General features: G+C 66.7%; 14 protein-coding genes. 11 read left to right on the top strand and 3 right to left on the bottom strand.

All coding sequences use genetic code 11. The annotated features are described in order from the left end of the window. The first annotated feature begins 267 nt into the window (after nt 1-267). The 9 genes from AC1DZQ_RS07525 (at nt 268) to AC1DZQ_RS07485 (ending at nt 9,660) form a co-directional block, all read left to right on the top strand. Entirely contained in the window at nt 268-831 is a 564-nt protein-coding gene (locus AC1DZQ_RS07525) for a P-loop NTPase family protein (protein ID WP_476962925.1), read from the top strand. A gap of 9 nt (nt 832-840) precedes the next feature. After that, nucleotides 841-1,224: a hypothetical protein gene (locus AC1DZQ_RS07520; protein ID WP_476962924.1), complete on the top strand. Its 384-nt coding sequence runs from the start codon at nt 841-843 to the stop codon at nt 1,222-1,224. A gap of 191 nt (nt 1,225-1,415) precedes the next feature. Continuing rightward, nucleotides 1,416-2,399 (top strand): bifunctional riboflavin kinase/FAD synthetase, encoded by a 984-nt coding sequence (locus tag AC1DZQ_RS07515; RefSeq protein ID WP_476962923.1) that lies wholly within the window; start codon nt 1,416-1,418, stop codon nt 2,397-2,399. A gap of 99 nt (nt 2,400-2,498) precedes the next feature. Next, nucleotides 2,499-3,353: a tryptophan 2,3-dioxygenase gene (kynA, locus tag AC1DZQ_RS07510; RefSeq protein WP_476962922.1), complete on the top strand. Its 855-nt coding sequence runs from the start codon at nt 2,499-2,501 to the stop codon at nt 3,351-3,353. After that, a complete protein-coding gene (gene kynU / locus AC1DZQ_RS07505) occupies nt 3,350-4,597 on the top strand; it encodes a kynureninase (RefSeq protein ID WP_476962921.1) in 1,248 nt (415 codons plus the stop codon). Before kynA ends, kynU begins: the two co-directional genes overlap by 4 nt. 216 nt (nt 4,598-4,813) lie before the next feature. After that, entirely contained in the window at nt 4,814-5,083 is a 270-nt protein-coding gene (gene rpsO, locus AC1DZQ_RS07500; RefSeq protein WP_476962920.1) for a 30S ribosomal protein S15, read from the top strand. Nucleotides 5,084-5,330: 247 nt separating this feature from the next. Further along, nucleotides 5,331-7,577, top strand: coding sequence for a polyribonucleotide nucleotidyltransferase (locus AC1DZQ_RS07495; RefSeq protein WP_476962919.1), 2,247 nt, complete (start codon nt 5,331-5,333; stop codon nt 7,575-7,577). Between the two features lie 105 nt (nt 7,578-7,682). Next, nucleotides 7,683-9,026 carry a M16 family metallopeptidase gene (locus AC1DZQ_RS07490; protein WP_476962918.1) on the top strand — a complete coding sequence of 448 codons (1,344 nt, stop codon included), beginning with the start codon at nt 7,683-7,685 and terminating at the stop codon, nt 9,024-9,026. 136 nt (nt 9,027-9,162) lie between these two features. After that, complete coding sequence (locus AC1DZQ_RS07485; RefSeq protein ID WP_476962917.1) at nt 9,163-9,660, top strand: DUF1579 domain-containing protein; 498 nt, start codon at nt 9,163-9,165, stop codon at nt 9,658-9,660. Nucleotides 9,661-9,782: 122 nt separating this feature from the next. Here AC1DZQ_RS07485 and AC1DZQ_RS07480 read toward each other — a convergent pair whose 3' ends face one another. The 3 genes from AC1DZQ_RS07480 to moaA form a co-directional block, all read right to left on the bottom strand. Then, on the bottom strand, nt 9,783-10,064 hold the full coding sequence (locus AC1DZQ_RS07480; RefSeq protein ID WP_476962916.1) for a hypothetical protein: 282 nt from the start codon (nt 10,062-10,064) through the stop codon (nt 9,783-9,785). A 143-nt stretch (nt 10,065-10,207) separates the two neighbouring features. Continuing rightward, a complete protein-coding gene (locus AC1DZQ_RS07475; protein WP_476962915.1) occupies nt 10,208-10,474 on the bottom strand; it encodes a MoaD/ThiS family protein in 267 nt (88 codons plus the stop codon). Nucleotides 10,475-10,481: 7 nt separating this feature from the next. Then, nucleotides 10,482-11,621, bottom strand: coding sequence for a GTP 3',8-cyclase MoaA (moaA, locus tag AC1DZQ_RS07470; protein WP_476962914.1), 1,140 nt, complete (start codon nt 11,619-11,621; stop codon nt 10,482-10,484). Nucleotides 11,622-11,753: 132 nt separating this feature from the next. Between moaA and AC1DZQ_RS07465 the strand changes: the two genes are divergently transcribed. Then, nucleotides 11,754-12,497 (top strand): response regulator transcription factor, encoded by a 744-nt coding sequence (locus AC1DZQ_RS07465; protein ID WP_476962913.1) that lies wholly within the window; start codon nt 11,754-11,756, stop codon nt 12,495-12,497. Then, on the top strand, nt 12,484-13,851 hold the full coding sequence (locus AC1DZQ_RS07460; RefSeq protein WP_476962912.1) for a sensor histidine kinase: 1,368 nt from the start codon (nt 12,484-12,486) through the stop codon (nt 13,849-13,851). Before AC1DZQ_RS07465 ends, AC1DZQ_RS07460 begins: the two co-directional genes overlap by 14 nt. Nucleotides 13,852-13,868 lie beyond the last annotated feature (17 nt).

Below are 13,868 nucleotides of genomic sequence, written 5' to 3'. Positions count from 1 at the left end.
CCTTCAGGATCTTCTCGACCTCCACTACACGGACGTGTGCTGTGGAGCCGTAGATTCTGGGTTCGGAATAGGTGCCTTTCAGTGTCCCCCCCTGAACGGGGGCGGTCCAGAGCGGAGGCGGGTGCGCATGGCATGCTGATCCTCGTGTCCTCCACCAACTCGCGTCCAACCACGTTCCCGCCTCTATCTCCTTCTCGGGTGCTCTTCTATGGAGTGACCGGCAGCGGCAAATCCTCTGCCGCCCGGGCCTACGCAAAGGCGACGGGGTTGCCAGAGTTTTCCGTCGATGACTGCATCGGTTGGCTCCCCGGATGGGAGCAGCGAGATGCAGCCGGGCAACGCGCCCTCGGCGCGGCCATCGTGGCCCAGGACCGCTGGGTGCTCGACAGCGCGTACGGCGGCTGGCGGGACCTCGTCTTGGCCCGGGCGGAGTTGGTGGTTGCGCTTGACTATCCCCGCTGGCTGTCACTTTCCCGCCTGGTTCGCCGGACAGCGCGGAGAATCGTTACCGGGCAGGTGGTCTGCAACGGAAACCGGGAGACATTTGCCCGAGTGCTCGCCAAGGACTCAGTAATCCGCTGGCACTTTCAATCCTTCGCCCGAAAGCGACGGGTCATCGGGGACATGCAGGCAGGCCGGGATCTTTCGGCGGATCCAGACGCGCGGACGGTGGGGGACATGCAGGCGGTCCGGGACCTTCAGGCCGTTCGGGATGGGCCGAGCGTGATCGTCTTCCGGCGGCCCAGGGATATGCACGCCTGGCTGGCGGGCGTGGCCATGGCACCGGGCGGGCCGAAAGCCTCTGAACCACGCCCGCCTCTGCGAGCCTAGGGTGGAGGCATGGACCAGCGCCGTCTGATGCTGTGGGTAGTGAAGACGTTCCACACCATTGCCTGGCTCGTCATCGAGGCCTGTATGGCCTACGTCCTGTACACCGGCATCACGGGCCGCAATGACCGGAAGACGAGGGCTGCCGCCGTCGTGGTCGCCGGCGAATCGCTGATCTTTGCGGCCACCGGCTTCCGGTGCCCGCTGACCGTCGTCGCGCATAACCTGGGGGACGGCTCGGGTTCCGTCACGGATATCTACCTGCCGCGGCGGTTCGCGAGGATCCTGCCCGGGATGCACGTCCCGCTCATCCTCGTCGCCGTGCTGCTGCACTGGCGGAATTGGCGGAAGCAGGCGGTGCGCGACAGCGAGCGGAGGCTTTTGCTCGGGCGATAGTCCGCGCCTGCCTCACACCGTCGACCTGCCGCTCATTAACCTTGGTTCCTCCGGCCGGGCCTGCGCGAGGCTGCCCCGGGAGCCCGTCGAACCGTCCGGGAGTTGCCCGGATTGCGGGTAATCTTAGAGAGTTCCGGAGCCGGCACGGTCGCCCCGGAAGAGTTCATGGCAGGCAGCAAAAGGCGAGGTTGATGGTCCACATCTGGAACGATCTGTCCGAGGTCCCGGCGGACTTTGGTCCTTCGGTTGTCACGTTCGGCAATTTCGACGGCGTGCACCGCGGCCACCAGCAGGTGCTGTCGCAGCTCATCCGTACCGCCCGATTGAACCACGCACGCGCCGTCGCGATCACCTTCGATCCGCACCCGGCGCAGGTGCACCGTCCGGAATCGGCTCCCGAACTCATCATGGGGCTGGAGGACAAGCTCGTGGCCCTGGGCGAGCTCGGCCTCGACGCCGTGCTGGTGATGAAGTACTCAATGGAGCTCGCCAGCCTCACCCCCGAGGAATTCGTCGGGACGGTCCTGGTGGACAGCCTCAAGGCCAGCCACGTAGTGATCGGCCACGACGCCCGGTTTGGCCGCGGCAATTCCGGCGACCTCTCCACCATGCAGGAACTGGGCAAGAAGCTCGGGTTCGAGGTGCTGGTCATCAGCGAGTTCGGCTCTGAGGGTTTTCCCATCCACGATGACGACGGCACGGACCGCCGCTGTTCGTCCACGTGGGTTCGCGAGGCGCTGCGCGCGGGCGACGTTGCCACCGCCGCTGCCGTGCTCGGCAGGCCACACCGGATGCGCGGCGAAGTGGTGCACGGTGCCGCACGCGGCCGCGACCTCGGCTTCCCCACAGCGAACCTCGCCCCGACGGCCAGCGGGTACATCCCCGCGGACGGAATCTACGCCGGCTGGCTCGTCGACCAGGCGGGCACGCGCTGGCCCGCCGCCATCTCCGTGGGCTCGAACCCCACGTTCGACGGCGTGAGCCGCCAGGTCGAGGCCCACGTGATCGACCGCCCGGAGGAGTCACCCGACGACTTCGATCTGTACGACCAGACAGTTGTGGTGGAATTTGTCACCAGGCTCCGCGGCATGGTGGCGTACCGTGGGGCTGAAGCTTTGGTGGAGCAGATGCGCCTGGACGTCGTCCAGGCCCATGACCTCCTGTTCGCCCGCTAAAAACCGGGCCGGATCGGCGTCGGCCCCCGCGCTGACAATGTTCTGACTCACTGGAGCCGCGCGCTGATCAGCAGCCATGTGGCAAGGAAGGCACGAGACGTGACCATCGAGAAAAACACGAGGGAACTGGACCAGGACATTGTCCGGGACTTCAGCGCGCGGATGAGCTACGCGTCCTACCTGCAGTTGCCCACCCTGCTCAGCGCCCAGCAGCCGGTCAGCACCCCGGAACACCACGACGAGATGCTGTTCATCATCCAGCACCAGACCACGGAGCTGTGGCTGAAGCTGGTACTGCACGAGCTTCGCAGCGCCGCCGCGTGGCTGCGGTCGGACGACCTCGGGTCCGCCCTGAAGGCAATCGCCCGCGTCAAGCACATTCAGAAGACGCTCACCGAGCAATGGTCCGTGCTGGCCACCCTGACGCCCACCGAGTACTCCCAGTTCCGCGGCTTCCTCGGCAACTCGTCCGGATTCCAGTCCAGCCAGTACCGTGCGGTCGAGTTCATCCTCGGCAACAAGAACGCCAAGATGCTTCCGGTGTTCGAATCGGACCCTGAGGCTCACGAGATGCTGCGCGAACTGCTCGAAGCCCCCAGCATCTATGACGATTTCCTCGCCTATCTCAAGCGCCAGGGCTTTGATGTCCCGGCCTCCGTGCTGGAGCGCGACGTCACCAAGGCCCACGAATTCTCCCCGGAGCTGGTGCCGGTGTTTAAGTACATCTACGAGAACGCCGCCGGCAACTGGGGCGCGTACGAGGCCTGCGAGGAACTCGTGGACCTTGAGGACAACTTCCAGTTGTGGCGTTTCCGCCACCTGCGCACCGTCCAACGCACCATCGGCATGAAAGCCGGCACCGGAGGATCCAGCGGCGCCGCGTTCCTGCAGAAGGCCCTCGAATTGACCTTCTTCCCAGAGCTCTTCGCCGTGCGGACGGAGATCGGCCAGTGAGCAACTCCGCCAACACCGAAGCAACGGACACGCTGTGGCAGCGCGCCCTGGATCTCGACGCCGCCGATCCGCTGGCAGGGTACCGTGACCAGTTCGTTGGCGCGGACACGGATCTGTCCTACCTTGACGGCAACTCCCTGGGCCGGCCGCTCAAGCGGACCGTCACCGACATCAGCAGCTTCATCGAGGACAGCTGGGGCGGCCGCCTGATCCGCGGCTGGGACGAGGAATGGCTCGAACTGCCCCAGAAAATCGGCGACCAGCTCGGCCGCGCCGTGCTCGGAGCGGCGCCGGGGCAGACCATCATTGCCGATTCCACCACCGTGGTGCTGTACAAGCTCATCCGCGCCGCCCTTGCAGCCGTCACTGATCCGGCGCGGACGGAAATCGTTCTGGACACGGACAATTTCCCCACCGACCGCTATTTGGTGGAGGGAATTGCCCGCGAAGAAGGCCTCACCCTGCGCTGGATCGACGCCGATCCCGCCTCCGGTGTCACCGTCGAGCAGGTGCAGGACGCCACCGGCCCGGCCACCGCCGTCGTGGTCCTGAGCCAGATCGCTTACCGCTCCGGCTTCCTCGCGGACCTGCCGGCCATCACCGCCGCAGTCCACGACGCCGGCGCCCTGGTGGTGTGGGACCTTTGCCACTCCGCCGGGTCGGTGGAGATCGCATTGGACGACGCCGACGTCGACTTCGCGGCAGGCTGCACGTACAAGTACCTGAACGGGGGACCGGGCTCGCCCGCGTTCGCCTACATCAACGCCCGGCACCTGGCCGGACTGCAGCAGCCCATCTGGGGCTGGATGGGGCGCAAGGACGCGTTCGAAATGGGTCCGGGCTACGAGGCCGCTCCCGGCATCCGCGGCTTCCTCAGCGGCACCCCTGCGATCTTCGGGATGCTCGCCATGCGCGGCACCCTCGACCTGATCGAAGAAACGGGGATGGCCTCGCTGCGGGAGAAATCACGGCTGCTGACGGCTTATGCCCTCGAACTCTATGACGCCTGGCTGGCACCGGCCGGCGTGCAGCTGTCCACCCCGCGAGACCCGGCGCTGCGCGGCAGCCACGTGACGATCGACCACCCGGCCTTCCGTGAAATGACGGCCACGCTGTGGGACCAGGATGTGATTCCCGATTTCCGCGCCCCGCAGGGTATCAGGATCGGGCTGTCGCCGCTCAGCACGTCCTTCGCGGAGCTGTACCGGGGCGTCGCCGCCATCCGCGCGCTGCTCGGAGCCTAGGAAAGCAGATCCGCGCCGGCGGAGTCGGCCGGCGCGGCCGGCGGTTTCGACAAGACCGCGGACGTGCCACTAAACTAAACGTTGGATCCGGCTGCAGTCCGTGGCGGCTGGCTCCTGTTGTGTACTGAATACCCGGCTTCGGTGGGGGATTACGGCACGGCACCCCCGGCAGTGAATTACTGTTTCGGGCCTCACGGCACATCTCTAGGAGTTATTGTGGCACTTGAAGCCGCTGTAAAGCAGTCCATCATCAAGGAATTCGCAACGTCCGAGGGCGACACCGGTTCGCCGGAGGTCCAGGTTGCAGTCCTTACTCAGCGGATCAAGGATCTCACTGAGCACATGAAGGAGCACAAGCACGATTACCACACCCAGCGCGGTCTGCTGGCCATGGTTGGTCGTCGCAAGCGTATGCTCACCTACCTCAAGAACACTGACATCACCCGCTACCGTAAGCTCATCGAGCGCCTCGGCCTGCGTCGCTAGTCAGCTTTAAGGGGCGGCCCCTTCCGGACCGGAACGGGCCGCCTTCTTCAGGAAAAAACTAAACAGGAGGATCAACCGCATCACGCATTCGCGGTCCTCGGTAGTGATCCCCGGGAACGGCCTCAAGGAATGAGGCCCGGCCCGTGGGTCTCGATCGATGACCGGGTGCAGTGCAGGCCAGTAGACAGATGCTGGACTGGGTTGATGCGGCTGGGCTCCGTGAACCATGAAACGGAGGTGACTCTCTATGGAGGGTCCCGAAATCCAGTTCTCAGAAGCAGTCATTGACAATGGCCGCTTCGGCAAGCGTGTAATCCGCTTTGAAACCGGCCGCCTTGCCAAGCAGGCAGCCGGCGCAGCGATGGTCTACATCGATGAAGAGACCGCGCTGCTGTCCGCAACCACCGCCGGCAAGCACCCGCGTGAAGGCTTCGACTTCTTCCCGCTGACCGTGGACGTCGAAGAGCGTATGTACGCCGCCGGCCGCATCCCGGGCTCGTTCTTCCGCCGCGAAGGCCGTCCCTCCACGGAAGCCATCCTGGCCTGCCGTCTCATGGACCGCCCGCTGCGCCCCGCGTTCGTCAAGGGCCTGCGCAACGAGGTCCAGATCGTCGTCACCGTGCTGTCCATCAACCCGGATGAGCTCTACGACGTCGTCGCGATCAACGCGTCCTCGATGTCCACCCAGCTTTCCGGCCTGCCCTTCTCCGGCCCGATCGGCGGCGTCCGCGTTGCCCTCGTTGCCGACGAGAACGGCTCGCAGTGGGTTGCGTTCCCGAAGCACTCCCAGCTCGAGAACGCCGTCTTCAACATGGTCGTTGCCGGCCGCATCGCCGGTGACGACGTTGCCATCATGATGGTTGAAGCCGAAGCCACCGACAACTCCTGGAACCTCATCAAGGAACAGGGCGCCACCGCCCCGACCGAAGAGGTTGTTTCCGAGGGCCTCGAGGCTGCCAAGCCGTTCATCAAGGCCCTTTGCGAAGCACAGTCCGACCTGGCAGCCCGCGCCGCCAAGCCGACCGTCGAATTCCCGGTCTTCCTGGATTACCAGGACGACGTCTACGCCGCTGTGGAGTCCGCCGCCGCCGAAAAGCTGGCCGCTGTCTTCCAGATCGCCGACAAGCAGGAACGCGACACCGCATCGGATTCGCTCAAGGACGAGGTCACCTCTTCCCTGGCCGGCCAGTTCGAAGGCCGCGAGAAGGAGCTGTCCGCAGCCTTCCGCTCCGTCACCAAGCAGGTTGTGCGCCAGCGCATCCTCAAGGACCAGATCCGCATCGACGGCCGCGGCCTGACGGACATCCGCCAGCTCACCGCCGAGGTTGAGGTTCTGCCCCGCGTCCACGGCTCGGCCATCTTCGAACGCGGCGAGACCCAGATCATGGGTGTCACCACGCTGAACATGCTCAAGATGGAACAGCAGATCGACTCGCTGTCTCCCGTGACGCGCAAGCGCTACATGCACAACTACAACTTCCCGCCGTACTCCACCGGCGAGACCGGCCGCGTCGGTTCCCCGAAGCGCCGCGAAATCGGCCACGGTGCCCTCGCAGAGCGCGCCATCATGCCGGTGCTGCCCTCCCGCGAGGAATTCCCCTACGCCATCCGCCAGGTGTCTGAGGCTCTCAGCTCCAACGGTTCGACGTCGATGGGTTCCGTCTGCGCCTCCACGCTGTCCCTGCTCAATGCAGGCGTGCCGCTGAAGGCTGCCGTTGCCGGTATCGCCATGGGCCTGGTCTCCGACCAGGTTGACGGCCAGACCCGCTACGCCGCCCTGACCGATATCCTCGGCGCCGAAGATGCCTTCGGCGACATGGACTTCAAGGTTGCCGGTACCTCCGAGTTCGTCACGGCCATCCAGCTGGACACGAAGCTCGACGGCATCCCCGCCTCGGTCCTGGCCGCCGCCCTGAAGCAGGCCCGCGAAGCCCGCCTGCACATCCTGGACGTCCTGAACTCCGCGATCGACACCCCGGACGAGCTCTCCGAGTTCGCGCCGCGCGTCATCGCGGTCAAGATCCCGGTTGACAAGATCGGCGAGGTCATCGGCCCGAAGGGCAAGATGATCAACCAGATCCAGGAAGACACCGGAGCCGACATCTCGATCGAGGACGACGGAACTGTCTACATTGGCGCCACCAACGGCCCGTCTGCCGACGCAGCACGGTCCGCGATCAACGCCATCGCCAACCCGCAGATCCCGGAAATCGGCGAGCGCTACCTGGGCACGGTCGTCAAGACCACCACCTTCGGCGCCTTCGTTTCCCTGACCCCGGGCAAGGACGGGCTCCTGCACATCTCCGAGCTGCGCAAGATCGCCGGCGGCAAGCGCGTGGACAACGTCGAGGACGTCGTCTCCGTGGGCCAGAAGATCCAGGTGGAAATCACCAAGATCGACGATCGCGGAAAGCTGTCCCTGTCGCCCGTAGTGGCTGACGGCGCAGGCGCAGACGCTGACAACGCTGAGGTCTCCGAGGAGTCCGCAGAGTAGTCTCTCCTGCATCAAAGAGCGGGGCCGGTGGATCAACCACCGGCCCCGCTGCTGTTAAAGGTAGGATTGCAGGCAGATTTGGCATGTGTTCAATGAAAGGCCTTGATGACTGTCGTCCCCCTGCCGCTAGAGCAGAACCAGCACGCTGACACCCTGATCCACGGAGCCGACGGCGGCTCCGAAGTGCGACGCTCGGTCCTGCCAGGCGGCGTCCGCGTCCTGACCGAGGCGATGCCCGGCCAGCGCTCTGCCACGATCGGTTTCTGGGTCGGAGTCGGCTCCCGCGATGAGGCCCCCGGCCAGCACGGCTCCACGCACTTCTTGGAGCACCTGCTCTTCAAGGGCACCAAGCGGCGGACCGCGCTGGAGATCGCCTCGGCCTTCGACGAGGTCGGCGGGGAATCCAACGCCGCCACCGCGAAGGAAAGCACCTGCTACTTCGCCCGCGTGCTGGACACGGATCTTCCCATGGCGATCGACGTCATCGCGGACATGATCACCGGCGCGGTCCTCGACCCGCAGGAGATGGAGCAGGAGCGGGACGTCATCCTCGAGGAAATCGCCATGGACAGCGACGACCCCACCGACGTCGCCCATGAGAACTTCGTCGCCGCCGTGCTGGGAACGCACCCCCTGGGCCGCCCCATCGGCGGCACCCCGGCAGCGATCCGGGCGGTTGCACGCGACTCCGTGTGGGACCACTACCGCCGCTACTACCGTCCCGACGAGCTCGTGGTCACCGCGGCCGGCGGACTGGACCACGACGTCGTCTGCGGGCTTGTGGTGGACGCCCTGCACTCCGCCGGTTGGAATCTTGAGCTCGCTGCCGCGCCCGTGCAGCGCCGGTCCACCGAGCGTGCAGCGATCACCGGCACGGCCGGACTGCATGTCGTCAAGCGCCAGGTGGAGCAGGCCAACATCATCATGGGTTGCCCCTCGCTGGTCGCCACGGACGGCCGCCGCTTTGTCATGAGCGTGCTCAACGCCGTCCTCGGCGGCGGGATGTCCTCCCGCCTTTTCCAGGAGGTCCGGGAAAAGCGCGGCCTCGTCTACTCGACCTACTCTTTCGCCTCCTCCTACGCCGACGCCGGCTATTTCGGCATGTACGCCGGATGCACGCCGTCGAAGGTCCGGCAGGTCATTGATCTGCTGGGTGCCGAACTGGACAAGCTGGCTGCGGACGGGATCTCAGACGAGGAGCTCCGCAAGGCGGAGGGCCAGCTGTGCGGCGGAATCGTGCTCGCGCTTGAGGACACCGGTTCCCGGATGTCCCGGCTGGGCCGCGCGGAACTGGTGTCCGGCGAGTACCAGGACATCGACGAAACCCTCCGCCAGATCAAGGCCGTCACAGCCGCGGAGGTCCAGGAGCTCGCCCGCGAGCTCGCGGCAGCCCCGCGGACCGTCACGGTAGTCGGCCCGTTCGAGGAAACCGAAACCTTTGGGCTCTAGGTAATTCCCGGACCAAAACAGCATTCCGACCCTGACGGAACCCTGCTGGGCACGTCCGGCCGGCGCGACGCCGCTCTTTACACCGCAGCAGGCACGGCGTCATGATGGTGGCGGGGTCACTCGGGAGGAACTCCATATGGGAGAAACTGTGGACCGGCCACTGCCAGGCAGTGCATGCGAGGCGCTTGAGGGGTTCCTGGGCCATTGGACGGGGATCACGCACTGGGAGGCAACGGCGTGGGGTCCCGCGCGCAGCGCGGACACCGAGATCATCTTTTCCCGGGCGGCCGCCGGGCTAGCCGTCACCCAAAGCTACCGGCACACGGACGCGGACGGGAACCGCTCCGAAGGCCATGGTGTCTTCACGACGGACCCGGACCACCCCGACACCTTCTGGTACCACGTCAACAGCCTGGGGCTGCCGCCCGAGGGACCCGCGCGCGCCAGCATGGAAGATGGCACCTTGACCGTGGAACGGCGCAGCGACCGCGGCACCGCACGGCACACCTTCCGGGTGGACGACGGCGAACTGACGCACGCCGCCGGTCTCCGCCTGGGCAAGGCGAGCGACTTCACCCCCTTCATGACCACCGTGTGCCGTCGCGTGGCGGAGAGCGCCTCCATCCCGGCGTGAGGCTTCGCGTTACCGCCAGACATGTCGGGCTGGCGCATGCAGGCTGGCGGATGGATGCAGGCGTGTGGTTCAGATGTGCGATTCAGATATGGGGTTCAGCCGTGCGGTTCTGGCCCGCGCTCTCAGGATGCCGCCTCCAGAATCCGGCTCTTTGGCGCCCCCTCAAGGGCTGGGGCCAAGTCGGCGGAGTTCCAGACCTTTGCCTGGAGATTGGCCAACAAGGCTTCGGCCTGCCCGCGCTGCTCGAAATCCAGCTCGACCACCACATAGTGCGGATCGTCCACCGGGCGGCTGATGCGGTACGTAGTGACTCCCGACGCCGCACGGTTCACCGGATCACGGTCGAATGCCTCCTTCCACATGCCAAAATCCTTGATCTTATGCTCGATCTGCAAGGTAAACATGCCGCTCTCCTGACTGCTGCTGTCGCCTGCCGTTGGGATATTCCACACTCTAGGACCGGCAGGGTCCACGCGATACCCCAGGATTCCGGCACCCGCCGCGGCCGCCAAGGTGATGCGTCGCGGAAGTCCCGGACGTGCTGGGCCTAGCCGCCCGCAAACGGCGGCAGCACGTCCACGACGTCGGCTGACTCGAGCGCCGCGGCGTGGTCACGGACCGCAACTTCGTTGAGCAGGAAGCTGGAGCGGGACAGGATGCGGGCCAGCGGCGGGGTGCCGGCCGGCGGTTCGGGGCGCTCGACGGCGAGGATCGCCTCGAGCAGCGAGGCGAGGGTGTCGCCGTCGGCGAGGTCGTAGCGTTCCTCATCCACGCCGGCGGCAGCGCGCGCTGCAGCGAAGTAGCGTACGTTCACGAAAAAATCAGCCTCCGATGGCGCTCATGCTGCGGTCCGGCTGGACGAAGTCGGGGGAGCCGAGGCCCACATGGTCCATGCCGTGGGCCTTGGGCTTGATCCACATGGCATCCTGCCAGCGTTCGGCGAGCTGTTCGTCGCTTGCGCCCTCGCGCAGCAGCCCCAGCAGATCCACTTCCTCGCGCGAGAACAGGCAGCTCATGATCTTGCCCTCGGCGGTGATGCGCGTCCGGCGGCAGTCCGAGCAGAACGGCTCCGTGACGGAGGCGATGATGCCCACCGTGCCGAGCACAGAGCCGGTGGCCCGGTCGGTGCCGGGAACGCGGGCCCGGACTTCGAACCGTTCCGCCGGGGCGCCGTCGCGGTCCCGCGGGTCGGAACTGAGCACGTAATCGGCGGAAAGCAGTTCGCGGATCTCCGCGGCGGTGATCATGTTCCGTCGGGTCCAGCCGTGATCTGCGTCGAGCGGCATCTGCTCGATGAAGCGCAGTTCATAGCCGCGGTCCAGCGCCCAGGCCAGCAGGGCCGGGGACTCGGCGTCGTTGATCCCGCGCATGAGCACAGCGTTGAGCTTGACCGGGCCCAGGCCTGCAGCCCAGGCGGCGTCGACGCCGGCGAGGACCTTGTTCAGGAAGGGGCGGCGGGTCAGCTTGGCGAAGGTTTCCTCGTGCAGGGAGTCCAGCGAGACGTTGATCCTGGTGAGTCCCGCGGCCTTGAGCCCGGCGGCCTTCTTGTCCAGGCCGACGCCGTTGGTGGTCATGGAGATCGGCAGCCCGGGGTGCGCCTGGCGGAGCGCGGCGATGATCTCCAGCAGGTCCGCGCGCACCAGCGGCTCGCCGCCGGTCAGCCGCAGTTCGCGTACGCCGAGCACGTCGACGCCGATCCGCACGATCCGGACGATTTCGTCCGCGGACATCACCGCCTGCTTGGACAACCACTCCAGGCCCTCGGCCGGCATGCAATAGGTGCAGCGCAGATTGCATTTGTCCGTCAGTGAGAGGCGCATGTCCGTGGCACGGCGGCCGTAGCGATCCACGAGCCCGGCAGGCAGGCCCTCCGGACGCCCGGACAGTGCGGCTGCAGGAGGCATCCCCGCTCCGGGACTGCCTGCCACGCGGGGCTGGGGCATACCCAGTTGAACTGTCATAGAGTCAGGCTACGCCACGTCGCGGCCCACGTCACAGCCGCATGTCGGCACGGATATTACGGATTCGGGAACGATGTCCTGCGGGACTCCGGAGCCCTGCCCGCAGCGTGGCCGCGAACCTATGCTGGAAGCGTGAACAAGACCCAGCCGGCGCCGGACGCAACGGAATACCGGCGCATCCTCCTCGTCGAGGACGAGCCGACCATCGCCGGGGTGGTCCGCGACTACCTCGTCCAGGCGGGATTCCAGGTGGTCCTCGCCGCCGACGGGTTCACGGCCCTGCGCCTGGCGGCCGAACGCCGCCCGGACCTGGTCCTGCTGGACCGGATGCTGCCGGGCCTGGACGGTGTGGAAGTCTGCCGCCGGCTCCGCGAGGCGCACAGCGTCCCGGTCATCATGCTCACTGCCCTCGGAACGGAAGACGACCGGATCCTGGGCCTGGAAGCCGGCGCGGACGACTACGTCACCAAGCCGTTCTCGCCCCGCGAGCTGGTACTGCGGGTCCGCTCGGTCCTGCGCCGGAGCATTCCCGAATTCAGCCCGGAGCCCTCCGTCGAGGTGGGCGGCTTCGACCTCAACCCGGCCGCTCGCACCGTCTCCCGCCACGGCAGGCCCTTGGCGCTGACGGCCCGCGAATTCGACCTGCTGGCCTTTATGCTCCGCCGTCCCCGGCAGGTCTTCAGCCGCGAAGAACTCATGAAGGCCGTTTGGGGCTGGGACTACGGGGACCTGTCCACGGTGACGGTGCACGTGCGCAGGCTGCGGGAGAAGATCGAGGATGACCCCACCCGCCCCTCCGTCCTGAAAACTGTCTGGGGCGTGGGCTACCGGCTGGATCCCAGCGACGAGGAGGAGTCCGCCGATGCAAACCTCTGAACTCCTGACCATCATTGGCTGGGCCGTGGCGTGGGGAGCCGTGATCGGGGCCGCGTCACTGCTCATCCTGAAATCGCTGCGCAGGGCATCGTTCGCGGTCCAGATCTGCGTGGTGGTGCTCGCCGCCGTGGCGGTCCTGACGGCCGGAATGGTCAGCGCCTTCAACGCCATGTTCATCTCGGCCCGCGACCTCGAAGTGATGTGGTACGTCCTGGCCGTGGCCTCCGCGGTGGCTGTTTCGATCGCGCTCGTGCTGGGGTCACGGGTCTCCCGGAACGCCAAGGCACTGGCCGAGGCTGCCCGGAGCATCGGCCGCGGCGAGAGCCCCGGGATCCAGTCCCCGGTGATGAGCCACGAACTTGCGGCCCTCGCAGCCGAGCTCGAATCCAGCAGCCGGATGCTGGAGGCCTCCCGGCAGCGTGAGGCCGCCGTCGAGAACGCCCGCCGCGAACTGGTCAGCTGGATCTCCCACGACCTCCGGACGCCGCTGGCGAGCATGCGCGCCATGACTGAGGCCCTGGAAGACGGCATGGCCGCAGACGTCCCCGGCTACTACCGCAAGATCATCGCCCAGACCGACCTCATGGCCGGCATGGTCAACGACCTCCTGGAGCTGTCGAAGATCCACGCCGGAACGATGCGGCTCAAGGCCGAGCCGTTGGACCTGTACGACCTTGCCAGCGACGCCATTGCCGACCTCGCCGCGCTAGCGGAACAGCACGGCATTACGCTCGACGGCGGCGGCCAGCGGGAAAGCCTGGCCCTCGCCGACGGCCCCTCGATGGGYCGCGCGATCCGGAATGTGGTGCTCAACGCGATCGTCCACAGCGCACCCGGCTCCCGGGTCACGGTGGAAGTCGGCCGGGCAGGTGACCGGGCCGTCGTCGCGGTCACCGACGGCTGCGGCGGGATCCCCGAAGCAGACCTCCCGCATGTGTTCGAGACCGGCTGGCAGAAGGACCCGGCCCGGAGGCAGCCGGGCCGTTGGGCCGCCCCGGACGACGGCCGGGACCATAGAGTCCCGGATGGCGGGGTCCCGGACGGCAGCTTCCGGGTGCCTGGGACAGAAGAGCCGGCAGGCGTCATGCGCTACAGCGGCGCCGGGCTTGGCCTGAGCATTGTCGCCGGAATCGTCAGCGCCCATCAGGGCACCGTCACCGTGGAGAACGTCGACGGCGGATGCCGGTTCTCGCTGCTCCTCCCTGGCCAGGGATCCGCCGGCCAGGAGCCAGCTGGCCGCCATGGTCCTTCTGCCGGGGTGCCAGCTGTCGGGGGAGCAGCAGCCCAGGGAGCCGACGACGGGATTCCGCGCGACGCGGTAGAGGAAAAACTCCGGGCAGGACGGGCACAGTGAGCAGCGGCGTTGGCTTT

Source organism: Arthrobacter sp. P1_C12_2, from assembly GCF_056406415.1.
This window is presented reverse-complemented; position numbering and strand designations above follow the sequence as displayed.